Annotated in this window: 13 protein-coding genes, 4 tRNA genes and 6 rRNA genes; 21 read left to right on the top strand and 2 right to left on the bottom strand. The window is 39.8% G+C overall.

Annotated features, from left to right (window positions below; genetic code table 11):
- The first annotated feature begins 10 nt into the window (after window positions 1-10).
- From KKI44_RS12000 to KKI44_RS11950, 11 genes are all read left to right on the top strand, one after another.
- A complete protein-coding gene (locus KKI44_RS12000) occupies window positions 11-1141 on the top strand; it encodes a glycosyltransferase family 4 protein (RefSeq protein WP_214587487.1) in 1131 nt (376 codons plus the stop codon).
- Between the two features lie 33 nt (window positions 1142-1174).
- Window positions 1175-2029, top strand: a complete 855-nt coding sequence (locus KKI44_RS11995; RefSeq protein ID WP_214591151.1) for a polysaccharide biosynthesis/export family protein — start codon at window positions 1175-1177, stop codon at window positions 2027-2029.
- A 4-nt stretch (window positions 2030-2033) separates the two neighbouring features.
- Window positions 2034-4547, top strand: coding sequence for an exopolysaccharide transport family protein (locus tag KKI44_RS11990; protein WP_214587486.1), 2514 nt, complete (start codon window positions 2034-2036; stop codon window positions 4545-4547).
- A 213-nt stretch (window positions 4548-4760) separates the two neighbouring features.
- On the top strand, window positions 4761-5654 hold the full coding sequence (locus KKI44_RS11985) for a DUF6089 family protein (protein ID WP_214587485.1): 894 nt from the start codon (window positions 4761-4763) through the stop codon (window positions 5652-5654).
- Between the two features lies 1 nt (window position 5655).
- Window positions 5656-6405 carry an isoprenyl transferase gene (locus tag KKI44_RS11980; RefSeq protein ID WP_214587484.1) on the top strand — a complete coding sequence of 250 codons (750 nt, stop codon included), beginning with the start codon at window positions 5656-5658 and terminating at the stop codon, window positions 6403-6405.
- A 28-nt stretch (window positions 6406-6433) separates the two neighbouring features.
- The gene (gene bamA / locus KKI44_RS11975; RefSeq protein WP_214587483.1) at window positions 6434-8971 is read left to right on the top strand and encodes an outer membrane protein assembly factor BamA; all 2538 of its coding nucleotides are present in this window, start codon (window positions 6434-6436) and stop codon (window positions 8969-8971) included.
- A gap of 8 nt (window positions 8972-8979) precedes the next feature.
- Window positions 8980-9525: an OmpH family outer membrane protein gene (locus KKI44_RS11970; protein WP_087708479.1), complete on the top strand. Its 546-nt coding sequence runs from the start codon at window positions 8980-8982 to the stop codon at window positions 9523-9525.
- 62 nt (window positions 9526-9587) lie between these two features.
- Window positions 9588-10091 (top strand): OmpH family outer membrane protein, encoded by a 504-nt coding sequence (locus tag KKI44_RS11965; RefSeq protein WP_087708419.1) that lies wholly within the window; start codon window positions 9588-9590, stop codon window positions 10089-10091.
- A gap of 72 nt (window positions 10092-10163) precedes the next feature.
- Complete coding sequence (locus tag KKI44_RS11960) at window positions 10164-10649, top strand: acyl-CoA thioesterase (protein WP_214587482.1); 486 nt, start codon at window positions 10164-10166, stop codon at window positions 10647-10649.
- Entirely contained in the window at window positions 10649-11509 is an 861-nt protein-coding gene (gene rfbD, locus KKI44_RS11955) for a dTDP-4-dehydrorhamnose reductase (RefSeq protein ID WP_214591150.1), read from the top strand. Before KKI44_RS11960 ends, rfbD begins: the two co-directional genes overlap by 1 nt.
- 13 nt (window positions 11510-11522) lie before the next feature.
- Entirely contained in the window at window positions 11523-12209 is a 687-nt protein-coding gene (locus tag KKI44_RS11950) for a hypothetical protein (RefSeq protein ID WP_214587481.1), read from the top strand.
- Here the strand turns inward: KKI44_RS11950 and KKI44_RS11945 are convergent.
- The gene (locus tag KKI44_RS11945; protein WP_214587480.1) at window positions 12178-12369 is read right to left on the bottom strand and encodes a hypothetical protein; all 192 of its coding nucleotides are present in this window, start codon (window positions 12367-12369) and stop codon (window positions 12178-12180) included. The two genes, KKI44_RS11950 and KKI44_RS11945, sit on opposite strands and share 32 nt — an antisense overlap.
- Before the next feature lie 645 nt (window positions 12370-13014).
- On the opposite strand from KKI44_RS11945, the gene KKI44_RS11940 reads away from it, so the two are divergent.
- The 10 genes from KKI44_RS11940 to rrf (KKI44_RS11895) all read left to right on the top strand — a co-directional run bounded on the left by KKI44_RS11940 (window position 13015) and on the right by rrf (KKI44_RS11895) (window position 25143).
- Window positions 13015-14531, top strand: a 16S ribosomal RNA gene (locus KKI44_RS11940).
- A gap of 195 nt (window positions 14532-14726) precedes the next feature.
- Window positions 14727-14800: transfer RNA gene (locus KKI44_RS11935), tRNA-Ile, on the top strand.
- An 83-nt stretch (window positions 14801-14883) separates the two neighbouring features.
- Window positions 14884-14960: transfer RNA gene (locus KKI44_RS11930), tRNA-Ala, on the top strand.
- 154 nt (window positions 14961-15114) lie between these two features.
- Window positions 15115-17870: ribosomal RNA gene (locus tag KKI44_RS11925) — 23S ribosomal RNA — on the top strand.
- Between the two features lie 164 nt (window positions 17871-18034).
- A 5S ribosomal RNA gene (rrf, locus tag KKI44_RS11920) occupies window positions 18035-18142 on the top strand.
- A gap of 1873 nt (window positions 18143-20015) precedes the next feature.
- Window positions 20016-21532, top strand: a 16S ribosomal RNA gene (locus tag KKI44_RS11915).
- A 195-nt stretch (window positions 21533-21727) separates the two neighbouring features.
- Window positions 21728-21801, top strand: a tRNA-Ile gene (locus KKI44_RS11910).
- 83 nt (window positions 21802-21884) lie between these two features.
- Window positions 21885-21961, top strand: a tRNA-Ala gene (locus tag KKI44_RS11905).
- 154 nt (window positions 21962-22115) lie between these two features.
- Window positions 22116-24871 (top strand): 23S ribosomal RNA (locus KKI44_RS11900).
- 164 nt (window positions 24872-25035) lie between these two features.
- Window positions 25036-25143, top strand: a 5S ribosomal RNA gene (gene rrf / locus KKI44_RS11895).
- The 16S, 23S and 5S rRNA genes sit together here with 4 tRNA genes alongside, the layout of an rRNA operon.
- A gap of 365 nt (window positions 25144-25508) precedes the next feature.
- Here rrf (KKI44_RS11895) and KKI44_RS11890 read toward each other — a convergent pair.
- On the bottom strand, window positions 25509-26021 hold the full coding sequence (locus KKI44_RS11890; protein WP_214587479.1) for a hypothetical protein: 513 nt from the start codon (window positions 26019-26021) through the stop codon (window positions 25509-25511).
- Between the last annotated feature and the right edge of the window lies 1 nt (window position 26022).

The raw sequence follows: 26022 nt of genomic DNA, 5'->3' as shown, positions 1-26022 counted from the left end.
TAGAAAAAAAATGAAGAATTTTGAATTGTTCTTAAACCAGTCAGGGATTCCTATTTTTTATGTAAAAGTAGGCTTTGGTTTTTTATTTTCTTTTTTAATCACCTATTTTTCCGTTCCCACGATCATTAAAATTTCCCGCAGGAAAAATTTAATGGACGAACCTGGGGTAAGAAGTTCCCATCTCCGAAAAATCCCTAATCTTGGCGGGATCGCGATTTTCTATTCTATCGGAATCTGTGCTTCTATTTTCGCTTACGAACTGTTTGATCTCTATAAATTTCTATTCGCTTCCCTCGTTATTTTGCTTTACATTGGAGTAATGGATGATATCGTTGTAATGAGAGCCTACAAAAAACTGGTAGCACAGATTGTGGTATCTGCGTTTATAGTTATTGGCTCAGATATAAGGATCAGAAGCCTTTTCGGAATTTTCGGGATCTATGAAATGGAGTATGTTATAAGTGTTATTTTCAGTATTTTGACTTTTATAATCCTTATCAATGCATTCAATCTCATAGACGGAATTGATGGGCTTGCCGGAGGGTATTCTGTTATCTGCAGCGCGCTTTTCGGGATCAGTTATTACAGATTGGGAGAATATAATTATCCTCTGGTTGTTTTATCTACAATTATAATAGGAGCAGTTCTGGCATTTTTGTATTATAATTTATCCAACTACAGAACCAATAAAATATTTATGGGAGATACGGGTTCCATGCTTCTGGGATTCCTTCTTGCTTTTACTTCCATTTGTTTTATAGACATTTTTATAGATAAAAAACTTCCCGGAATTCCAAGATATCACCTCCAGTCTGCACCTGTGGTAGCGGTAGCAATATTAATTTTGCCCATTGTAGACACTCTTAATGTTATTATGGTAAGATTAATTAACAAAAAATCTCCCTTTGATGCAGACAAGAATCATATCCATCATAAACTGTTAAAACTTAATCTTACACACAGAAGATCAAGCTTTTATATTGTTGTATATTATCTCTTTATTGTAACGGTAGCCTATTATCTCCGACATATAAATGTAAATCTTTTATTATTGATTGTACTTTTTCTGGGTTTTTTGGGAGCTTATATTCCGGATTTTATTTATCTTTTGAAGAAGAATAATAAAAAGACTATCAATTAAATCTTTACTTTTGCAAACAACTTGAAAAATATGATGAAGAATTGTAAGCATTTATTACTTTTAGCCCTGCCACTTTTAATCACCACATCTTGTATTACTACAAAAGATGTAAGATATATGCAGCCCAGCGAAAGCCTTGTAATTAATGAGGAAGGTTTGATCCCCTATAATATTCCTGTCTACAGAATTACAAAGAACGATATTTTGAACCTGAACATTGTGACTACGCCTAAAGGGGACGCCGCACAGTTCTATTCTTCCCTGAATACTTCAGGATCTGGAGCCGCTACCAATTCCATTGCTAATGGAGGAGGTGCTTCTTCGGGAGGGACAGGTGGAAATAGTACTTTTTACTTTAACGGATTGAAGGTTGATAACAACGGAGATATTAATGTTTTCGGAATAGGGTTTATCAAAGCGGAAGGAAGGACCATTGCGGAGGTGAGTAGTGAAATTCAGGATAAGGTTAATGAAAACTTTCAGGAAGGCAAGTCTGAAGTACGCTTAAATACCAACGGAATTACATTTTATGTCTTGGGAGATGTTGAAACCACAGGCGTTACCGGCGAGAAAGTTGTTCACAAAAATACACTTACTATTACAGAAGCAATTGCAATGAGTGGTGGATTAAACAGAACTGTTGACCGAAAAAACATTGTCATTCACCGGAAATTACCTGAAGGAATTAAAAAAGCAATTATTGATCTCACCCGTGAAGATGTAATGAATTCTCCATATTTTTACGTTCAGAACGGAGACGAAATTTACCTGAATACAAGAGCGAAAAGTCTGAACGGATTAGGAAAAGATCCTATCCAGACTTTAACAACAGGAGTTTCTGTGATTACAACAGCCTTATCTATCTACCTACTTTTAAAAAACCTTTAATACTATGATTCCGGGAAAAGAAACAAAGGTAGAGAAAGCAGATTCTCACAAAGAAAAGCACGGCAGTTTTGCCTTATTTGATGTTGAGCACTTTTTACGCAGAATACTGAGAAATTGGTATTGGTTTGTTTTAATGCTTTTTATCGGGTATGGAATTTCGTGGATGTACAGTAAATACTACGCTCAGAATATTTATGCATCGACCTTGTCTTTAAGTATTTCCAATAATACTTCAAGTTATTTCACGCCCAGCCAGTCTATTAATTTTATCTGGGGACAGGGAGGAAATCAGGACGGGGTATATCTGAAAAAAATGCTTTTATCCAGAACCCACAATGAGTTTCTGATAAAGGAGCTGGATCTTTTTGTAAATTATTCCACAAAAGGACTTATTAAATCAACTTATCTGGATAAAGATGATTCTCCCGTTTTTTTACAGGTAGACAGAAAGCATGGGCAACAGGTAAATTATCCTATTACATTAATTCCTAAAGGAGGGGATTCTTACGAAGTCGTATTACCTGAAGAAGGACAATCTCAGAATTTATATAGTTTTGAATCTGAAAGTTATACAACCATTGATCCTTATGGAAGACCTGCGAATAAAATTATTCGGGTAGGAGAGTGGTATACTTCTCCTAATTTGAGATTCAGACTGTTAAAAAATCCTGTGAATCCAAAAATTAAATTAACCAATATAATTGTAAATTTAAATACGGTTAATCAGACGGTTAATGATATTGTTTCCACAATCGGAGTGGAGTTTGATAAGGAGATTAATACCATCATGATTATCACCAAGAAAGGTTATAACCTTAACAGTACGGTGAATTTCCTTAATATGTCCGTAAAACAGCTTCAAAAGAAAAGACAGGCTGATAAAGTTTTGGTGGATCAGAATACCAATGTATATTTAAAGCAAAATCTGGATAATATCAGAAAAAAGTTAGATTCCAGTGCCAATGTTCTTAATTACATGAAGACAACCGAAAAGCTTTATGATATTAAAGACAGAGATGAAAAATCATTAACAGAAATTAAAGATCTTGAAGCCAAAAAAGCTGATATTGAAAGCAAAATAAGCTCCCTGAATCAGATTAAAAACAGTCTGGAAACCCAGAATTTCGAAAAAATGATCAGCACTAATGCTGCAGGTTTCCAGGACGGACTTTTCAGTGCTTCTGTAGCAGAACTGAAGGCTTTATATCTTAAGAGAAGAGAAATGGCTTTAATTTACAAGCCAAATTCTGAGCCGATGAAAGAGATCAACAGATTGATTGATGAGGCCAGAATCAGTTCAAATGGTGCTTTACGAAATTATTATACTGCTTATTACACAGAAATTAATAAAATTAACCAAAAAGTCGGGAATGCAAATTCCGAATTGGCAACATATCCTGAAAAGCAGAGAAAATATCTAGATGCAGAAAGAGGATATAATATGATTGAGGCTACCTACAACAGCTTGCTTACGAGACAGAACGATACAGAGCTGAGAATGGCGGGAAACCAGTCGGATATCAGTGTAATAGATCCTGCTAAAAATGTAAGCCAGCCACCAATTGGCCCGAATGTAAAAGCTACAAAAGCCGCAATTATAGGAGGGCTTCTTGCTTTGCCATTACTGTTTATTTTTATTGGAGAAATATTAGATAGTAAAATTCGGAATATTAAAGAATTGCTTAATGCAACTAAAATTCCGCTTCTTGGAGTTATCGGAAATAACAATCATGAAAATATGCTTACCGTTCTGGATCAGCCAAAGTCTTCTGTTTCGGAAGCGTTCAGAGGGGTTAGGGCAAATGTAAGATTCTTATCCGGAGAAAATGATGGCAGCAAAGTAATTCTTGTTACTTCTTCAATTGGGGGGGAAGGTAAAACCTATGTTTCTATCAATTTGGCTTCCGTTTTGGGATTAAGCGACAAAAAGACCATTCTTTTGGGGATGGATTTAAGAAAGCCTAAGATATTTGGTGATTTTAAAATTGATAATAAATATGGTATCTCAAATTACCTTACAGGTGAAGTGGGAATAGATCAGATTATCAATAAAACAAGAATTCCAAATTTGGATGTGGCAACCTCCGGTCCTATTCCTCCGAATCCGTCTGAGTTGCTGATGAGTGAAAAAAACATCAAATTTATCGAAGACCTTAAAAAAATATATGATTTCATCATCATCGATTCTCCTCCGGTAGGTCTGGTCGCGGATTCTTATGAGCTGATGAAACACTCGGATGCTAATATTTATGTAGTCCGCCATGAATACACAGAGAAGTATATGCTGAAAATGATTACAGAGAAATACCATACCGGAGAAATCGGACATTTAGGTCTTGTTTATAATGATTATAATACAAAACAGGGCTATGGATATGGTTACGGCTACGGTTATGGCTACGGATATGGTTACGGATATGGTTACGGTTATGGCTATTTTGATGAAGATAAAAATTACAGAGAACCAATGCTGATAAGAATTAGAAATAAAGTTCAGTCAATATTCAATAAAAAATAATACATTTAAGCCCTCATCTAATGGGGGTTTATTATATCGTGATAATTTTGATTCTATTAAAAAAAGAATAATTTTGCTACTTTATCGTTTACTTTATAACAAATTATGTTTTTTTGTTTATTTTTAACTAAACATTAAGATTATCATTAATATAAAAAAGTTTTATATTTGCAAAAATTAAATTTTAAAATAACCATAAATCCATATTCTTTTATGAATAGAAAATTATTGTTTAGCTTCCTTGCCGCTCTAGGAACTGTGGTAAGTGTTAAAGCACAAAGAAACGAACTTGGAGTTCGTCTAGGTATGAGTAACCTAGTTGGGGATATAGGGAGAACGAATTATATTTTACAAAAGCCATTGGATTTAAGTAAAGTTTCAGATTGGGGTGTTCCTTTTTATGGTGGAATTTTATATAGATTTAATTTTAATCCTCACCAGACTGTAAGATTGGATCTTGGATATAATCAGATCCAGTTTAATGACAAGGTGGCGAAAGAAGAATATAGAAAAAACAGAAACTCATTCGGGAAAAACAATGTATATGAGGCAAGTTTGGTCTTCGAATACAATTTCTTTCCGGTAAACAACGAGCAGAAAAGTATGGTGAGCCCATATATTTTCGGAGGGGTAGGAGCATTAATGTTCGACGCTCCCAAAGCTACGATGATTAATGATTTCAGAAGAGATGCAGATGGGGTGGCTCAGGCTCCTATTAATGAACTGGATTTTACAACAACTCCGGTGTATTCTACAGGAACCAAAACTACAATGCATATTCCTTTTGGAGTAGGTTTAAAATATAAATTTAATTATAACTGGGCGCTTTTTGCAGAAGCTACATTCAGATATACGCTTACAGATCAGCTGGATTACAGCAAAATCCAAAGCAAAGATGTGGTTGCTACATATAACGGAGATATTCTCAGCCCCGTTACAGGCGGATCTCTTCTACAGACAGATGCTTATTATGTAGTATCTAAAGAAAGAGAAGCTGCGATTATAGGAGAAAGAAACGTAGGAGATTTTAAGTCTAAAGACTGGATGAATACCATTAGTTTAGGACTTACCTATTCGTTCGGAAGACCTCCATGTTATTGTGATTAATATGTCGTTGATAAAAGATAAAATAGATCCTGAGAATTTACCACAGCATGTGGCTATCATCATGGATGGTAACGGAAGATGGGCAAAATCTCGTGGCGAAGAAAGAACTTTCGGCCACAGAAATGCCATTAATGCTGTTAGGAATGCCATAAATGCGTGTAATGAAATACACATTCCGTATTTAACTCTTTATACCTTTTCTTCGGAAAACTGGAACCGTCCGGCAGAGGAAGTAAATACTTTAATGAATTTACTTGTAGAAACCTTATTGCTTGAAGCGGAAGAAATTTTCAGCAAAGGATTAAGAATGCACGTTATTGGAAATCTCGAAAAACTTCCCTCACTGGTAAAAGATCAGCTTTTACGCGTGGTGGAACTTACAAAAGAAAACACAAAAGGCAATTTGGTATTAGCAATCAGTTATGGTTCGCAGCATGAAATACTAAACGCCGTTAAAAGCATTAGCGAAGACGTAAAGGAAGGAAAGGTAGACATTGAAGATATTGATGAAAAATTATTCGAAAGTCACCTTTACACAAAAGATTTTCCGCCGGTGGATCTTTTAATAAGAACCAGCGGAGAAATCAGAATCAGTAATTTTCTCCTTTGGCAGATTGCTTATGCAGAGCTGCAGTTTTTAAACGTTCTGTGGCCGGACTTTACAAAAGATATTTTCTTTCAGTGTATTGTGGATTATCAAAACAAAGAAAGAAGATTCGGAATGACCGGAGAACAGATAAAAATTCAGTAAAATTTAAGAAAAGAAAGACTACGATAAAATGAAGTTTAGACTATTACCCATCATTATGTTTGTTGCTTCTGCACATTTTTATGGACAGGTAACTCCACAGGACAGCACACAGGTGAGCAATTCTGTACACGCAGAAAACCAAGCAGGGACGTACACCTTAAAAGACATCGTTGTAGATGGGGTTAAAAAATATACGCCGGCTCAGATCCTGAGATTTACAGGTTTGGTGAAAGGAGAATCGGTAGATATTCCGGGGCAAAAAATCAGCAATGCGGTAAAAAAACTTTGGGACACCCAATCTTTTTCTGAAGTAGAGGTTTATGTACAAAGCATTGAAGGCGAAACCGTTATTCTGAAGTTTTATCTGCAGGATCTTAAAGATCTTGGAGAAGTAAAATTTACAGGTAAAGGAATCGGAAAATCCAAAAATGAAAAAATGGCTAAAGATAATAATCTGAAGCCGGGAACAAAAATTACACAGAACTTGGTGTCAAGCCTTAAAACAAACGTTCCGAAAGATTTCATTAAAAAAGGATATGCCGATGCTAAAATTTCGATCCAGGAAAAAGTAAATGCAGGAGATCCTAATTTAGTAGACTGGACGATTAATGTAGATAAAGGCAAAAGAATCAAAATCGATCATATCGAATTCGAGGGAAATCAGTATGTATCCGACAGAAAACTTAGAAAAAAAGCCTTTAAAGAAACAAAACAAAAAAGATTCGGAATTGGAGGAATCCTGAAATCTTCAAAATTCATTGAAGACAAATATCAGGAAGACAAACAAAACCTGATCAATTATTATAACTCTTTAGGATACAGAGATGCTGCCATTGTTTCAGACTCAGTTTGGAGAAACAAGAGAAACAATTATGAGATTAATGTAAAACTTAAAGAAGGTAAACAGTATTACATCGGGGATATTACATTTACCGGAAATACCGTTTATTCTACAGACTATTTACAAAGACTTTTAGGATATAAAAAAGGAGAAATTTACGATGCGGTAGGTTTCAATAAAAAAGTAGGTGAAGACGGAGGTAAAGAAGACGATTCTGATCTCAAATCTCTTTATATGAATAGTGGATATCTTTTTTCTAATGTAACACCAGTAGAAAAATCGGTAGATGGAGATAAAATCAACCTTGAAATTCGTATTAATGAAGGAGAAAGAGCAACATGGAATAAAGTGACTTGGCAAGGTAATACAACTACTCATGATCATGTTATTCTACGTGCTCTTAGGACAAAGCCTGGTGAGCTCTTTAAAAAATCTGATATTAAAAGGACTTATTTCGATTTGGCAGGGATGTCATTCTTTGATCCTCAACAGGTTGGACAGGATATCCAGCCAAATCAGCAGGACAATACGGTAGATATCAACTGGAAGTTAGTAGAGAAAGGTTCTTCACAGGTTCAGTTACAGGCAGGTTACGGAGGTAACAGCTTTATCGGAACTTTAGGTTTAACGTTCAATAACTTCTCGTTAAAGAATTTCCTTAAATTCAAAGACTTTAAGCCGGTTCCTCAAGGTGATGGACAGACGTTATCTCTTCAGGCACAGGCTGGACAATATTTCCAGAATTACGGAGTTTCATTTACAGAACCTTGGTTGTTCGGAACAAGACCGACTGCGCTTTCTGTAAGCTTAAATAACTCACGAGTAAAATATTCTGATGTTTACGGAAACGCACAGAAACTTAACATCTTCTCCGCTTCCGTTGGTTTAAACAGGTTGCTGAAATGGCCGGATGATTATTTCTCATTGTATACAGGTCTTCAGTACCAGAAGTACGACTTTAAGAACTATCCGTTCCAGTTTGGAGATGCCACAGAATATTATGGTTCTGCCAACAACTTAAGCATCAACTTAGGATTAAGCAGAAACTCGGCAGGTATCGACCCGATTTTCCCGACAGTAGGTTCCAACATAGACCTTTCGGTGAAATTCACATTGCCGTACTCTGCATTCAACAATAAAGATTATTCTACTTTAAGTCCTACGGAAAAATACAAGTGGATGGAATTCTATAAAGTGAAGTTCAAAGCAGATGTTTACAATGAAATTATTGGAAAACTGGTTTTGAGATCTTCTGCTGAAATGGGCTTCATGGATGGATATAACTCTAAATTGGGAGCTCCGCCGTTTGAAAGATTCTATGTAGGGGGAACCGGTTTATTCGGAGGTAGATATGACGGTAGAGAATTAATTCCGTTAAGAGGTTATGAAAATGCTTCTACTTACGGAGGAACTTCTCAGGACATTACTCCGACGGGGGGAGGTACTATTTATAACAGATTTACGTTAGAATTAAGATACCCGATTTCATTGAACCAGACAGCAAAAATTTATGCATTAACGTTCGCGGAAGGAGGTAACGTTTGGAATTCTTGGGGAAATTATAATCCTTTCCAGTTGAAAAGATCAGTGGGTGTTGGTGTGAGAGTTTATATGGGAGCATTTGGTTTAATTGGATTTGATTTCGCTTACGGATTCGACAAAACAGTTTCGGGAACTGAGCCTTCCGGATGGAAGACGCACTTCTTGATGAACCAATCATTATAATCCACCTTATGAAAAATTTTAGAATTGTTTTATCATTTGTTTTATTCTTGCTTTTCGGTCTAAGCAACGCACAGAAAGTGGGTGTTGTGGATACGGAATACATTCTGAATAAAATGCCTCAATATAAAGAAGCTGAAGCAAGACTGAATGCACAAATTGATACTTGGCAGTCCGAACTTCAGAACCTTCAGTCTGAATACGAAAGAAAAAGATCTGCTTTTGAAAGTGAAAAAGTTCTTTTGATCGGAGATCAGCTTAAACTGAGAGAAAAAGAAGTAATGGACCTGGAAAAAAATATCAAAACAACAACCAGTTTACGTTTTGGTGCTACCGGAGAAATTAAGAAACTGAGAACGAATCTGGTTCAGCCTTTTCAGGATCAGATTTGGGAAGCTATCAAAACAATGTCTGAAAAGAACGGTTTGGCGATAGTTTTAGATAAAACAAGCAATAATGTTATTTTTCTTCAGAAAAGATCCGATTATTCTGATAAAGTTTTAGCAATCTTATTGAAAGATGCTGAACCAAAAGAAAAAGGCAAAACAAAAAAATAAAAGTTTAACTTTTATTACATTTACAAATCTAAAAACAAAATTAAATTATTTATTTACCAGTTATGAAAAAATTAAGTGTATTATTTGCAGCGGTAATGATGGTTGTATCGGTAGGTATGGCAAAAGCTCAAAAAATTGCAACTTTAGATGTTATAGGAATTCTTAACGCAATGCCTGAAAAGAAAAAAGCAGATGCTGATCTTAAAACTTTCTTAGATACAAAACAGGCTGAAATTAAGAAAAAAGCAGATGCAGGACAGGCTAAACTAAAGCAGTACTCTGAAGAAGCTCCAAAGAAAACAGCTGAAGAAAACAAAGCCAGAGAAGCAGAATTGGCAAAAATGCAGGAAGAAATCCAGCAGATGAACGATAAAGCTCAGAAAGATTTTGTTGCTAAACAGGATCTTGCTTACGAACCAATCGAGAAAAAACTGAATGAAGCAGTTTCTAAAGTAGCAAAAGCTAACGGTTATGATTATATTATGGATGCAAATTCTTCTGCATTCGTATTCAAAGGAGGACCGGATGCTACAGCTGCAGTGAAAAAAGAATTGAATATTCAGTAATTTTTTAGAAATTAATAAATATTTATAAAAATGAACCATCTCACTTCGAGGTGGTTTTTTTATTTTTGCGGAATGGAAAAAGAAGTATCAACCACGGTAAAGGTCAGATTCAGCGACTGCGATCCCATTGGTCATTTAAACAACGTGAAATATCTGGACTATATGTTCAATGCCAGAGAAGATCATGTGGAAACATTTTATGGTTTCACCTATGAAGAATACACCAAAATGACGGGATGCACGTGGATTGCAATTCAGAATGAAATAGCCTATTTAAAGGAAGTACGATATAATACCTCCGTTATTATCAGCAGCAAGACCATTGAAGTGGCAGACAGAACAGCAAAAGTAGAGATCCTGATGAAAAGTTTAGATGAGAAAACAATTCATGCAGTATTATGGGTTACGGTAATCTACTTCAATGTTAAAACCAGAAAATCGGAAGTACATCCCGAAGAAATTAAAGAAACATTCAATAAGTTTTATGTAGATTTGGAACAGAAAGACTTCCAGTCGAGAGTTAAATATTTAAGATCACAAAACGCGAGAAACTCATGATGAAAAAAATTTTAGTAGTAGGAGGAAACGGGCAGCTAGGAAACTGCATCAGAAAAATAGCTCCGGATTTTGAACTGGATTATGAATTCATTTTTACAGATTCGCAGACTTTAGACATCACCAACGAAGATCAGATCAATACTGTTTTTACAGAAAATAAACCAGATTACTGTATCAATGCTTCAGCTTATACAGCGGTAGATCTTGCAGAAACTGAAAAAGAAAAGGCTTTTGCTGTAAATGCAGATGGAGTGGCTTCCCTTGCACAGGCGTGTAAAGATGCTAAAACAACTTTTATCCACGTTTCTACAGATTATGTCTTTGATGGAGAAACCAATTTAAGTTATTCCGAAGACGATTTCACAAGTCCGATCGGAGTTTACGGAGAATCCAAGTTGAAAGGGGAAGAGCTTGCATTGGAAATTAATCCGAAAACAATCATCCTAAGAACTTCATGGCTGTATTCCGAGTTCAATAAAAACTTTGTGAAAACAATGCTCAATCTTTTTTCTCAGAAAGACGAGTTGGGAATTGTAGCAGATCAGTTCGGGCAGCCTACCAATGCAAATGATCTGGCAGAAGCCATCATGAACATTATCGAAGCAAAAGAAAAAATATACGGTGTTTTCCACTTTTCAAACTATCCGGAAACCACATGGTTTGAGTTTGCAAAAAAAATAGCTGAATTTTCTAAATCTTCAGTTAAATTAAATGAACTAACCACCGAGCAATATCCTACACCGGCAAAAAGACCCAAAAGAAGTACAATGTGTCTGGATAAAATTGAAGAAACGTATAAAATAGAACCTAAATATTGGGAAAACAGTCTTGAAGAATGCATTACTGTTCTTACAAAATAACCTATAATAAAGAATGAAAAATTTCATCATAATCATTTTCGCCTTTTTTATCCAACTTTACAGCGCACAAAATGTATATCTTACAAAAGTTGTAAAAACCAAAGATAATACCGACAGATTTCTATATACAATTAATGAAGAAACAAAAGATGCTGAATATTTGGGCGAAATTGAAGTTCAGGGGTTCTGGAAGTACGATGATGAAGTCTTTTCATTAGTCTATAAAAAGGCAAAAGAAATCGGAGCCAATGCATTTTCATGGAAACCTTTTGAAAATATCGATGGCACTCCTCAGAATTTTAATCCTTCCAATTACAGATTAAATCTTTATTTTCTTCCGAAAGAACAATTTAAAGATCAGACGGGATATATGTATATCTTTGCTTCTTCTGAAAAAGATCAGAAAATAGCCATCAATAAAGCAGATTATATTATTCCTCCCAGATCATTTTTAAAATTGAAAACGATCCCGGGTGAAGTCTACACAATCTCGACAAAAAAATTATTAGGCTCCACCATTAAAATCCAGCCTAAAGAAAATAGTTCCAATCAGTATTTCCAAATTTCGTCCGCAAAAATAAAATCGGACGAAAGTGGAGTAGGAGGGCTTAATCTGAAAAGCGGGGACATCATCGGTCTCGAAAAATCCTACGGAGAATTTTTAAGCACTATATATAATAAAGAAAAGCAGAGTAATTAAACTCTGCTTTTTTGATTTTTTCAATAAACCTTTCCTCTTTAACTCCTTTTTTCACCCGCAAATTTCCTCCTTTCCATACTTGCATCCTCAAATCCATCCATTTTCCCCTCAATCCAACAAAATCTTCCCGCAGAACGCAATATTTCCTTCTTTTTTCCATGATTTCATTGTTCGTCCAACGGTTTTTCAAAATCAAAAATATCAAATCGTTTAATGTGGAAAACTATGGATATCCTTATAAAGATAAATAAACCAGTGTTTTATCGCCTGAAGTTACCCACAATCGTGTGTATGGCTTAAATATTATGTTAAATATATTTGGAAGCGGAGGGTTAAAGTCTCTATCTTTGCCCCACTGAAAAACGATAGAGAATCAGTAAGCGCAGAAGAGCTTTTAGCTAAGCAATATTACTTAATGAATCCTGAGGGAAGACGGTAAAAGTCTTTTTAAAGCTACAGATTGAAGCGGCTTTTATTTTAAACTTTTTTTTAAAAAATATAAAATAAGATTTGCGGGAATGAAAAAGATTTGTATCTTTGCAGTCCCTAAACGGGGGAGCGCAGGAGAGTATAGATTGAGTGTTTAGAGAGGGGTTAAGGTTACAGAAAAAACTTTAAAATTTTCTTGAAAAACATTTGGTCAAATCAAAATAAGTTATTACTTTTGCACTCGCAAATACGAAACGAAAACGACAGATACTGAGTTTTGTAGGAAGCGGAAGAAATGAAGATCATTGACATACAATATAACAACCAAGTAAGGAAAAACTAAAGCGTCAAAACTTTGAGTGAGTCAGACAAACATACAATGGAGAGTTTGATCCTGGCTCAGGATGAACGCTAGCGGGAGGCCTAACACATGCAAGCCGAGCGGTAGAGATTCTTCGGAATCTTGAGAGCGGCGCACGGGTGCGGAACACGTGTGCAACCTGCCTTTATCTGGGGGATAGCCTTTCGAAAGGGAGATTAATACCCCATAATATAATGAGTGGCATCACTTGTTATTGAAAACTCCGGTGGATAGAGATGGGCACGCGCAAGATTAGATAGTTGGTGAGGTAACGGCTCACCAAGTCAATGATCTTTAGGGGGCCTGAGAGGGTGATCCCCCACACTGGTACTGAGACACGGACCAGACTCCTACGGGAGGCAGCAGTGAGGAATATTGGACAATGGGTGAGAGCCTGATCCAGCCATCCCGCGTGAAGGACGACGGCCCTATGGGTTGTAAACTTCTTTTGTACAGGGATAAACCTTTCCACGTGTGGAAAGCTGAAGGTACTGTACGAATAAGCACCGGCTAACTCCGTGCCAGCAGCCGCGGTAATACGGAGGGTGCAAGCGTTATCCGGATTTATTGGGTTTAAAGGGTCCGTAGGCGGATCTGTAAGTCAGTGGTGAAATCTCATAGCTTAACTATGAAACTGCCATTGATACTGCAGGTCTTGAGTAAGGTAGAAGTAGCTGGAATAAGTAGTGTAGCGGTGAAATGCATAGATATTACTTAGAACACCAATTGCGAAGGCAGGTTACTATGTCTTAACTGACGCTGATGGACGAAAGCGTGGGGAGCGAACAGGATTAGATACCCTGGTAGTCCACGCTGTAAACGATGCTAACTCGTTTTTGGGTTTTCGGATTCAGAGACTAAGCGAAAGTGATAAGTTAGCCACCTGGGGAGTACGAACGCAAGTTTGAAACTCAAAGGAATTGACGGGGGCCCGCACAAGCGGTGGATTATGTGGTTTAATTCGATGATACGCGAGGAACCTTACCAAGACTTAAATGGGAATTGACAGATTTAGAAATAGATCCTCCTTCGGGCAATTTTCAAGGTGCTGCATGGTTGTCGTCAGCTCGTGCCGTGAGGTGTTAGGTTAAGTCCTGCAACGAGCGCAACCCCTGTCACTAGTTGCCATCATTCAGTTGGGGACTCTAGTGAGACTGCCTACGCAAGTAGAGAGGAAGGTGGGGATGACGTCAAATCATCACGGCCCTTACGTCTTGGGCCACACACGTAATACAATGGCCGGTACAGAGGGCAGCTACACAGCGATGTGATGCAAATCTCGAAAGCCGGTCTCAGTTCGGATTGGAGTCTGCAACTCGACTCTATGAAGCTGGAATCGCTAGTAATCGCGCATCAGCCATGGCGCGGTGAATACGTTCCCGGGCCTTGTACACACCGCCCGTCAAGCCATGGAAGTCTGGGGTACCTGAAGTCGGTGACCGTAACAGGAGCTGCCTAGGGTAAAACAGGTAACTAGGGCTAAGTCGTAACAAGGTAGCCGTACCGGAAGGTGCGGCTGGAACATCTCATTTTAGAGCGTCTTAAAGACGAAAAACAAAATTAGTACGCAAGTACAAAGTACTTACTTAAAGTAAAGCTTTAGTTTTTTATTTGGTTGATATATCATAATACACACCCACTAGAAATTAGTAAAAGGGAAAGAGATTGAGAAATGAAGAATGGGAAAAAGTATATTACTTATAACTCATCACCCATTACTCATACAAAGTCTCGTAGCTCAGCTGGTTAGAGCGCTACACTGATAATGTAGAGGTCGGCAGTTCGAGCCTGCCCGAGACTACTAATTAAGGCGGCTGGCAAATCGCTTATGGCTGATGGCAAAAAAGTCAACAGCAATTAGCAAGAAGCCAACAGCACCTAGAGGGGGAATTAGCTCAGCTGGCTAGAGCGCCTGCCTTGCACGCAGGAGGTCAAGGGTTCGACTCCCTTATTCTCCACCATCATAGATGGTTTAATTTTAAAAAAGCAGATAGAGCCAAAAACAATATTTGCGAATTAGATCAGAAGTAGAATTAAGATCATTGACATTAACGGTAAAGACATCACAAAGAGAAAACCGAGCACTTATAAGTGCTTGAGTAACCTAAAAATAGGAAAGAAATCGTTAAGGGCGTATGGCGGATGCCTAGGCTTTCAGAGGCGACGAAGGACGTGGTAAGCTGCGAAAAGCTGCGGGGATTGGCACACACGAATTGATCCGCAGATGTCCGAATGGGGCAACCCAATACATTGAAGATGTATTACCTCGTAAGAGGAGCAAACCCGGAGAACTGAAACATCTAAGTACCCGGAGGAAAAGAAATCGAAGAGATTCCGTAAGTAGTGGCGAGCGAAAGCGGATTAGCCCAAAAGTCTTTATATGTTTAATAGAATGTTCTGGAAAGAACAGCCATAGAGGGTGATAGCCCCGTATATGAAAGGCATACATAGATGATAAATGAGTAGGGCGGGACACGTGAAATCCTGTCTGAATATGGGGGGACCATCCTCCAAGGCTAAATACTCCTGAAAGACCGATAGTGAACAAGTACTGTGAAGGAAAGGTGAAAAGCACTTCGAATAGAAGGGTGAAATAGAACCTGAAACCGTACGCCTACAAGCGGTCGGAGCAGATTAATTCTGTGACGGCGTGCCTTTTGCATAATGAGCCTACGAGTTAATTTTACTAGCGAGGTTAAGTAATTAAGTTACGGAGCCGGAGCGAAAGCGAGTCTGAATAGGGCGCATAGTTAGTAGGATTAGACGCGAAACCTTGTGATCTACCCATGGGCAGGTTGAAGCTTTGGTAACACAAAGTGGAGGACCGAACCGGTTGACGTTGAAAAGTCTTCGGATGACCTGTGGGTAGGGGTGAAAGGCCAATCAAACTGGGAGATAGCTCGTACTCTCCGAAATGCATTTAGGTGCAGCGTCGTATATAAGTTTATTAGAGGTAGAGCTACTGATTGGATGCGGGGGTTTCACCGCCTACCAATTCCTGACAAACTCCGAATGCTAATAAATGTTCTACGGCAGTGAGGGCATGGGTGCTAAGGTCCATGTCCGAGAGGGAAAGAACCCAGACCAACAGCTAAGGTCCCCAAATTTCTGTTAAGTTGAAGCAACGCGGTTGGACTGCATTGACAGCTAGGATGTTGGCTTGGAAGCAGCCATTCATTTAAAGAGTGCGTAACAGCTCACTAGTCGAGCGGTCCGGCATGGATAATAATCGGGCATAAACAGAATACCGAAGCTATGGATTTATAATTAATTATATCTGGTAGGAGAGCATTCTATCGGCGCCGAAGCAGTATCGTGAGGTATTGTGGAGCTTATAGAAAAGAAAATGTAGGCATAAGTAACGATAAAGGGGGCGAGAAACCCCCTCACCGAAAGACTAAGGTTTCCTCAGCCATGCTAATCAGCTGAGGGTTAGTCGGGACCTAACGCGAACCCGAAAGGGGTAGTGGATGGACAATGGGTTAATATTCCCATACTTGCTCACACTAAAAAGGGGACGGTTCGATGTAGCTATAGAAGACGGACGGAAGTGTCAAGGCCTAGCCTTCGGGCGAAGCTGTTATAGTGTAATCGGATCCAAGAAAAGCCGAAGTGAAGCAACCCGTACCAAAACCGACACAGGTAGTCGAGGAGAGAATCCTAAGGTGCTCGAGTGAGTCGTGGCTAAGGAACTAGGCAAAATAGTCTCGTAACTTCGGAAGAAGAGACGCCAGCAGCAATGCTGGCCGCAGTGAAGAGGCCCAGGCGACTGTTTATCAAAAACACAGGACTCTGCTAAATCGAAAGATGCTGTATAGGGTCTGACACCTGCCCGGTGCTGGAAGGTTAAGGAAGGGCGTTAGCGTAAGCGAAGCGTTTGACTGAAGCCCCAGTAAACGGCGGCCGTAACTATAACGGTCCTAAGGTAGCGAAATTCCTTGTCGGGTAAGTTCCGACCTGCACGAATGGTGTAACGATCTGGGCACTGTCTCAGCCACGAGCTCGGTGAAATTGTAGTATCGGTGAAGATGCCGATTACCCGCAATGGGACGAAAAGACCCTGTGAACCTTTACTATAACTTCGTATTGACTTTGAGTAAGTAATGTGTAGGATAGGTGGGAGGCTTTGAAGCAGGCACGCTAGTGTTTGTGGAGCCGACGTTGAAATACCACCCTTTACTTACTTGGAGCCTAACTTCTTTAGGGAAGGACATTGCGTGGTGGGTAGTTTGACTGGGGTGGTCGCCTCCAAAAGAGTAACGGAGGCTTTCAAAGGTACCCTCAGCACGCTTGGTAACCGTGCGTAGAGTGTAATGGCATAAGGGTGCTTGACTGTGAGACCAACAAGTCGATCAGGTGCGAAAGCAGGACATAGTGATCCGGTGGTTCCGTATGGAAGGGCCATCGCTCATAGGATAAAAGGTACTCCGGGGATAACAGGCTAGTCTCCCCCAAGAGCTCACATCGACGGGGAGGTTCGGCACCTCGATGTCGGCTCGTCACATCCTGGGGCTGGAGAAGGTCCCAAGGGTTGGGCTGTTCGCCCATTAAAGTGGCACGCGAGCTGGGTTCAGAACGTCGTGAGACAGTTCGGTCTCTATCTATTGCGGGCGTTAGATGTTTGAGAGGGCTTGATTCTAGTACGAGAGGACCGAATTGAACAAACCTCTGGTGTATCAGTTGTACCGCCAGGTGCACCGCTGAGTAGCTATGTTTGGAAGAGATAAGCACTGAAAGCATATAAGTGCGAAACTCGCCTCAAGATGAGACATCTTTTAAGGGTCGTGGGAGATGACCACGTTGATAGGCTACAGGTGTAAAGTTGGTAACAGCATAGCCGAGTAGTACTAATTACCCGTAGATTTATAGCCTATTCATAAGTAATGAGTAATAGGTAATGAGCAATCATGCTTATCATAACTTAGCTTAAGTATTTATAAGTGCAACACTGGTTTTGCCTTTGTGATGAAATTTACCGATAAAAAGCGAATGGCCAATGGCAATAAGCCAATAGCCAACAGCTATATACAACCTTTAGGGTGGTTTTAGCGGTGGGGCTCACCTGTTCCCATTCCGAACACAGAAGTTAAGCCCACCAGCGCCGATGGTACTGCGAAAGCGGGAGAGTAGGTCGCCGCCAGTTTTTATTTAAAAGTCTCATAGAATTTATTCTATGAGACTTTTTTTATGCCCATACCCCAGATAATACCCCTAAGTAAGAGTCAGGGAAAAAAGAATAAAGTTAAAAGGAAAAAGGAAGAAGTAAAAAGTAATAAGGAAAGAAACCCCAGGATATAGTCAATCATCATTCATCAATTATCAATTATCTTTCATTACTCATTACTCATTACTCATTACTCAGCCACGATAGAAACACAATCCTTTTGGGTTGCGGGCGGAGCTAAGCGGAGTCCGCAACCCAAAAGATACAGTGGATAGCGGGAAAAGTTCATGAATAGAAAGAACTTCACCTATAGGTATTCATCATGGCTTTTTTATATTTTCAGTTTTTGATTAATTATTTTTATTCTTAACATTTATACGTTTTACCATATTTGTTATAATGTTTAAACTAATTCAGAATTAACACAAAAGATATAAAAGATAATAATACAGCAAATTTCCAGAATGATCTTAGCCGTCCAAAGAATAAAAATCAAAGATTTTAAAACTATTGTGATCTTTTCATTCATAGTACCAACTTTCAATAAAAGTACAGACAGACATATATTCTAAAATTTGAATAAAAGTATTTATTTAAAAATATTCTGGATCAGGTAACATTATTTAAAGCAATTTGTATAACTCTTTAATAATTTTAGACTGCCAATTTTTTGGATTTACATTTTTCTTTTAAGTATGATTTTGCCGGATAATAATATTATCGAACTAATCAATATGATGGTCTGAACTTAGACATTGTATTTTGTACCATTCGGAATTATTTTGTTAAGAAAAACTTCAAAAATAAATGACATTATTATTCTTAACTTCATAATAACTCAAAAATTTTATTCTACGGCAAGACGGAGCAAGTTGCTGTATCCGGTTTCAATAAGAAATACGCTAAACCTTCCTTTTTCCCAATATTCCTATGTTTCCTTATTAAAATTCTTCTTCTTATCAAATGAGTTACTTAAAAAGTTTATGTAACTGCGTTTCTTATATCTGTTTGATACTATGTAAAATGATGATATGAATGATTTTATATAGGAATGCTTCTTAAAATAAAACTACATACATAACTTTAAAAACTGAATTAGCTCAATTATTCTTTATTTAATAAACTTTTTTTAAATAAAAAAGACGCTGTTGTTGCTGAGCAGAACGACATGATCTTTTCAGGAATTGAATTTTTCCTCTTCAATAATCCAATTGCTTTGTTGAAAAAGACTTTTTTTACTTCTCTTCTTCCGCTTTTTCCATCGGCAAACCAAACAATGGTTTAAAATTACAGAAATTATTCTCCCAGTCACTCAGTGCTTTAGGATTAAATATGAATTAAAGATGAAATTTATGTTAACAAAAGTTGGATTGTAAGGAATAAAGCCCCTATCTTTGCCCCACTGAAAAACGATAGAGAATCAGTAAGCGCAGAAGAGCTTTTAGCTAAGCAATATTACTTAATGAATCCTGAGGGAAGACGGTAAAAGTCTTTTTAAAGCTACAGATTGAAGCGGCTTTTATTTTAAACTTTTTTTTAAAAAATATAAAATAAGATTTGCGGGAATGAAAAAGATTTGTATCTTTGCAGTCCCTAAACGGGGGAGCGCAGGAGAGTATAGATTGAGTGTTTAGAGAGGGGTTAAGGTTACAGAAAAAACTTTAAAATTTTCTTGAAAAACATTTGGTCAAATCAAAATAAGTTATTACTTTTGCACTCGCAAATACGAAACGAAAACGACAGATACTGAGTTTTGTAGGAAGCGGAAGAAATGAAGATCATTGACATACAATATAACAACCAAGTAAGGAAAAACTAAAGCGTCAAAACTTTGAGTGAGTCAGACAAACATACAATGGAGAGTTTGATCCTGGCTCAGGATGAACGCTAGCGGGAGGCCTAACACATGCAAGCCGAGCGGTAGAGATTCTTCGGAATCTTGAGAGCGGCGCACGGGTGCGGAACACGTGTGCAACCTGCCTTTATCTGGGGGATAGCCTTTCGAAAGGGAGATTAATACCCCATAATATAATGAGTGGCATCACTTGTTATTGAAAACTCCGGTGGATAGAGATGGGCACGCGCAAGATTAGATAGTTGGTGAGGTAACGGCTCACCAAGTCAATGATCTTTAGGGGGCCTGAGAGGGTGATCCCCCACACTGGTACTGAGACACGGACCAGACTCCTACGGGAGGCAGCAGTGAGGAATATTGGACAATGGGTGAGAGCCTGATCCAGCCATCCCGCGTGAAGGACGACGGCCCTATGGGTTGTAAACTTCTTTTGTACAGGGATAAACCTTTCCACGTGTGGAAAGCTGAAGGTACTGTACGAATAAGCACCGGCTAACTCCGTGCCAGCAGCCGCGGTAATACGGAGGGTGCAAGCGTTATCCGGATTTATTGGGTTTAAAGGGTCCGTAGGCGGATCTGTAAGTCAGTGGTGAAATCTCATAGCTTAACTATGAAACTGCCATTGATACTGCAGGTCTTGAGTAAGGTAGAAGTAGCTGGAATAAGTAGTGTAGCGGTGAAATGCATAGATATTACTTAGAACACCAATTGCGAAGGCAGGTTACTATGTCTTAACTGACGCTGATGGACGAAAGCGTGGGGAGCGAACAGGATTAGATACCCTGGTAGTCCACGCTGTAAACGATGCTAACTCGTTTTTGGGTTTTCGGATTCAGAGACTAAGCGAAAGTGATAAGTTAGCCACCTGGGGAGTACGAACGCAAGTTTGAAACTCAAAGGAATTGACGGGGGCCCGCACAAGCGGTGGATTATGTGGTTTAATTCGATGATACGCGAGGAACCTTACCAAGACTTAAATGGGAATTGACAGATTTAGAAATAGATCCTCCTTCGGGCAATTTTCAAGGTGCTGCATGGTTGTCGTCAGCTCGTGCCGTGAGGTGTTAGGTTAAGTCCTGCAACGAGCGCAACCCCTGTCACTAGTTGCCATCATTCAGTTGGGGACTCTAGTGAGACTGCCTACGCAAGTAGAGAGGAAGGTGGGGATGACGTCAAATCATCACGGCCCTTACGTCTTGGGCCACACACGTAATACAATGGCCGGTACAGAGGGCAGCTACACAGCGATGTGATGCAAATCTCGAAAGCCGGTCTCAGTTCGGATTGGAGTCTGCAACTCGACTCTATGAAGCTGGAATCGCTAGTAATCGCGCATCAGCCATGGCGCGGTGAATACGTTCCCGGGCCTTGTACACACCGCCCGTCAAGCCATGGAAGTCTGGGGTACCTGAAGTCGGTGACCGTAACAGGAGCTGCCTAGGGTAAAACAGGTAACTAGGGCTAAGTCGTAACAAGGTAGCCGTACCGGAAGGTGCGGCTGGAACATCTCATTTTAGAGCGTCTTAAAGACGAAAAACAAAATTAGTACGCAAGTACAAAGTACTTACTTAAAGTAAAGCTTTAGTTTTTTATTTGGTTGATATATCATAATACACACCCACTAGAAATTAGTAAAAGGGAAAGAGATTGAGAAATGAAGAATGGGAAAAAGTATATTACTTATAACTCATCACCCATTACTCATACAAAGTCTCGTAGCTCAGCTGGTTAGAGCGCTACACTGATAATGTAGAGGTCGGCAGTTCGAGCCTGCCCGAGACTACTAATTAAGGCGGCTGGCAAATCGCTTATGGCTGATGGCAAAAAAGTCAACAGCAATTAGCAAGAAGCCAACAGCACCTAGAGGGGGAATTAGCTCAGCTGGCTAGAGCGCCTGCCTTGCACGCAGGAGGTCAAGGGTTCGACTCCCTTATTCTCCACCATCATAGATGGTTTAATTTTAAAAAAGCAGATAGAGCCAAAAACAATATTTGCGAATTAGATCAGAAGTAGAATTAAGATCATTGACATTAACGGTAAAGACATCACAAAGAGAAAACCGAGCACTTATAAGTGCTTGAGTAACCTAAAAATAGGAAAGAAATCGTTAAGGGCGTATGGCGGATGCCTAGGCTTTCAGAGGCGACGAAGGACGTGGTAAGCTGCGAAAAGCTGCGGGGATTGGCACACACGAATTGATCCGCAGATGTCCGAATGGGGCAACCCAATACATTGAAGATGTATTACCTCGTAAGAGGAGCAAACCCGGAGAACTGAAACATCTAAGTACCCGGAGGAAAAGAAATCGAAGAGATTCCGTAAGTAGTGGCGAGCGAAAGCGGATTAGCCCAAAAGTCTTTATATGTTTAATAGAATGTTCTGGAAAGAACAGCCATAGAGGGTGATAGCCCCGTATATGAAAGGCATACATAGATGATAAATGAGTAGGGCGGGACACGTGAAATCCTGTCTGAATATGGGGGGACCATCCTCCAAGGCTAAATACTCCTGAAAGACCGATAGTGAACAAGTACTGTGAAGGAAAGGTGAAAAGCACTTCGAATAGAAGGGTGAAATAGAACCTGAAACCGTACGCCTACAAGCGGTCGGAGCAGATTAATTCTGTGACGGCGTGCCTTTTGCATAATGAGCCTACGAGTTAATTTTACTAGCGAGGTTAAGTAATTAAGTTACGGAGCCGGAGCGAAAGCGAGTCTGAATAGGGCGCATAGTTAGTAGGATTAGACGCGAAACCTTGTGATCTACCCATGGGCAGGTTGAAGCTTTGGTAACACAAAGTGGAGGACCGAACCGGTTGACGTTGAAAAGTCTTCGGATGACCTGTGGGTAGGGGTGAAAGGCCAATCAAACTGGGAGATAGCTCGTACTCTCCGAAATGCATTTAGGTGCAGCGTCGTATATAAGTTTATTAGAGGTAGAGCTACTGATTGGATGCGGGGGTTTCACCGCCTACCAATTCCTGACAAACTCCGAATGCTAATAAATGTTCTACGGCAGTGAGGGCATGGGTGCTAAGGTCCATGTCCGAGAGGGAAAGAACCCAGACCAACAGCTAAGGTCCCCAAATTTCTGTTAAGTTGAAGCAACGCGGTTGGACTGCATTGACAGCTAGGATGTTGGCTTGGAAGCAGCCATTCATTTAAAGAGTGCGTAACAGCTCACTAGTCGAGCGGTCCGGCATGGATAATAATCGGGCATAAACAGAATACCGAAGCTATGGATTTATAATTAATTATATCTGGTAGGAGAGCATTCTATCGGCGCCGAAGCAGTATCGTGAGGTATTGTGGAGCTTATAGAAAAGAAAATGTAGGCATAAGTAACGATAAAGGGGGCGAGAAACCCCCTCACCGAAAGACTAAGGTTTCCTCAGCCATGCTAATCAGCTGAGGGTTAGTCGGGACCTAACGCGAACCCGAAAGGGGTAGTGGATGGACAATGGGTTAATATTCCCATACTTGCTCACACTAAAAAGGGGACGGTTCGATGTAGCTATAGAAGACGGACGGAAGTGTCAAGGCCTAGCCTTCGGGCGAAGCTGTTATAGTGTAATCGGATCCAAGAAAAGCCGAAGTGAAGCAACCCGTACCAAAACCGACACAGGTAGTCGAGGAGAGAATCCTAAGGTGCTCGAGTGAGTCGTGGCTAAGGAACTAGGCAAAATAGTCTCGTAACTTCGGAAGAAGAGACGCCAGCAGCAATGCTGGCCGCAGTGAAGAGGCCCAGGCGACTGTTTATCAAAAACACAGGACTCTGCTAAATCGAAAGATGCTGTATAGGGTCTGACACCTGCCCGGTGCTGGAAGGTTAAGGAAGGGCGTTAGCGTAAGCGAAGCGTTTGACTGAAGCCCCAGTAAACGGCGGCCGTAACTATAACGGTCCTAAGGTAGCGAAATTCCTTGTCGGGTAAGTTCCGACCTGCACGAATGGTGTAACGATCTGGGCACTGTCTCAGCCACGAGCTCGGTGAAATTGTAGTATCGGTGAAGATGCCGATTACCCGCAATGGGACGAAAAGACCCTGTGAACCTTTACTATAACTTCGTATTGACTTTGAGTAAGTAATGTGTAGGATAGGTGGGAGGCTTTGAAGCAGGCACGCTAGTGTTTGTGGAGCCGACGTTGAAATACCACCCTTTACTTACTTGGAGCCTAACTTCTTTAGGGAAGGACATTGCGTGGTGGGTAGTTTGACTGGGGTGGTCGCCTCCAAAAGAGTAACGGAGGCTTTCAAAGGTACCCTCAGCACGCTTGGTAACCGTGCGTAGAGTGTAATGGCATAAGGGTGCTTGACTGTGAGACCAACAAGTCGATCAGGTGCGAAAGCAGGACATAGTGATCCGGTGGTTCCGTATGGAAGGGCCATCGCTCATAGGATAAAAGGTACTCCGGGGATAACAGGCTAGTCTCCCCCAAGAGCTCACATCGACGGGGAGGTTCGGCACCTCGATGTCGGCTCGTCACATCCTGGGGCTGGAGAAGGTCCCAAGGGTTGGGCTGTTCGCCCATTAAAGTGGCACGCGAGCTGGGTTCAGAACGTCGTGAGACAGTTCGGTCTCTATCTATTGCGGGCGTTAGATGTTTGAGAGGGCTTGATTCTAGTACGAGAGGACCGAATTGAACAAACCTCTGGTGTATCAGTTGTACCGCCAGGTGCACCGCTGAGTAGCTATGTTTGGAAGAGATAAGCACTGAAAGCATATAAGTGCGAAACTCGCCTCAAGATGAGACATCTTTTAAGGGTCGTGGGAGATGACCACGTTGATAGGCTACAGGTGTAAAGTTGGTAACAGCATAGCCGAGTAGTACTAATTACCCGTAGATTTATAGCCTATTCATAAGTAATGAGTAATAGGTAATGAGCAATCATGCTTATCATAACTTAGCTTAAGTATTTATAAGTGCAACACTGGTTTTGCCTTTGTGATGAAATTTACCGATAAAAAGCGAATGGCCAATGGCAATAAGCCAATAGCCAACAGCTATATACAACCTTTAGGGTGGTTTTAGCGGTGGGGCTCACCTGTTCCCATTCCGAACACAGAAGTTAAGCCCACCAGCGCCGATGGTACTGCGAAAGCGGGAGAGTAGGTCGCCGCCAGTTTTTATTTAAAAGTCTCATAGAATTTATTCTATGAGACTTTTTTTATGCCCATAACTCAAAGAATAACTTCAGGGAAGAACCAAAGAGCCAAGTGAAAAGGAAAAAGTAAAAAGGGAAAAGAGCCAAGTAAAAAAACAAGAACAAGTGAAAGTAAAAAGTAAACGTAAAAAGTAAAGAAGCCCCAGGATATAGTCAATCATCATTCATCAATTATCAATTATCTTTCATTACTCATTACTCATTACTCAGCCACGATAGAAACACAATCCTTTTGGGTTGCGGGCGGAGCTAAGCGGAGTCCGCAACTCGAAAGATACAGTGGATAACGGGATAAAGCTCATGAAAATAAAATTATTTTATTGAAATTATAAGTCGCTTATTGTAAAGATAATCTGGCTGTTATAGCTTGTAGCAGGAAGTGTAACAGATACTCCGGAAAGCTGTAATTGTACTGGAATATTGGAATAGGAGGCTAACGACAGTACAGCTGTAATTCTAAATAGTTCTATATCCGCCGTTGGTGGAATGATGGTATAGGTTGTACCGCCGGAAATTGAGCATGCAACGCAGGTTGTAGTTCCGTCTCCGGTTCGTTTTGCGCTTAAAATAAGATTAGAATTCCATATAGGATTGGCAATATAGTGCATGCTTACTTTACCATTGGTTAACAATAAGGGAACGCTTGCAGCCAGAATAATTTGGCTTGTAGAACTTTCGTAAGTTCCGGCGTAATTATCTCCTGCTTCAGTTATAGATGGAATTGTAACCGTCCAATTTGTTCCGCCTACAGTTAATGTACGTTGTGATTGTAACTGAGAAAATACAATCATAATCACAATGAAAATATTTTTAATAATAAATTTCTGTAAATACATCATT

Source organism: Chryseobacterium sp. ZHDP1, from assembly GCF_018603435.1.
Lineage (GTDB): Bacteria > Bacteroidota > Bacteroidia > Flavobacteriales > Weeksellaceae > Chryseobacterium > Chryseobacterium indicum.
This window is presented reverse-complemented; position numbering and strand designations above follow the sequence as displayed.

What these genes read in the sequence shown, in the direction of transcription:
- KKI44_RS12000 (WP_214587487.1), top strand. Translation starts at nt 11, where the DNA reads ATGAAGAATTTTGAATTGTTCTTAAACCAGTCAGGGATTCCTATTTTT.
- KKI44_RS11995 (WP_214591151.1), top strand. Translation starts at nt 1,175, where the DNA reads ATGAAGAATTGTAAGCATTTATTACTTTTAGCCCTGCCACTTTTAATC.
- KKI44_RS11990 (WP_214587486.1), top strand. Translation starts at nt 2,034, where the DNA reads ATGATTCCGGGAAAAGAAACAAAGGTAGAGAAAGCAGATTCTCACAAA.
- KKI44_RS11985 (WP_214587485.1), top strand. Translation starts at nt 4,761, where the DNA reads ATGAATAGAAAATTATTGTTTAGCTTCCTTGCCGCTCTAGGAACTGTG.
- KKI44_RS11980 (WP_214587484.1), top strand. Translation starts at nt 5,656, where the DNA reads ATGTCGTTGATAAAAGATAAAATAGATCCTGAGAATTTACCACAGCAT.
- bamA (WP_214587483.1), top strand. Translation starts at nt 6,434, where the DNA reads ATGAAGTTTAGACTATTACCCATCATTATGTTTGTTGCTTCTGCACAT.
- KKI44_RS11970 (WP_087708479.1), top strand. Translation starts at nt 8,980, where the DNA reads ATGAAAAATTTTAGAATTGTTTTATCATTTGTTTTATTCTTGCTTTTC.
- KKI44_RS11965 (WP_087708419.1), top strand. Translation starts at nt 9,588, where the DNA reads ATGAAAAAATTAAGTGTATTATTTGCAGCGGTAATGATGGTTGTATCG.
- KKI44_RS11960 (WP_214587482.1), top strand. Translation starts at nt 10,164, where the DNA reads ATGGAAAAAGAAGTATCAACCACGGTAAAGGTCAGATTCAGCGACTGC.
- rfbD (WP_214591150.1), top strand. Translation starts at nt 10,649, where the DNA reads ATGAAAAAAATTTTAGTAGTAGGAGGAAACGGGCAGCTAGGAAACTGC.
- KKI44_RS11950 (WP_214587481.1), top strand. Translation starts at nt 11,523, where the DNA reads ATGAAAAATTTCATCATAATCATTTTCGCCTTTTTTATCCAACTTTAC.
- KKI44_RS11945 (WP_214587480.1), bottom strand. Translation starts at nt 12,369, where the DNA reads ATGGAAAAAAGAAGGAAATATTGCGTTCTGCGGGAAGATTTTGTTGGA.
- KKI44_RS11890 (WP_214587479.1), bottom strand. Translation starts at nt 26,021, where the DNA reads ATGATGTATTTACAGAAATTTATTATTAAAAATATTTTCATTGTGATT.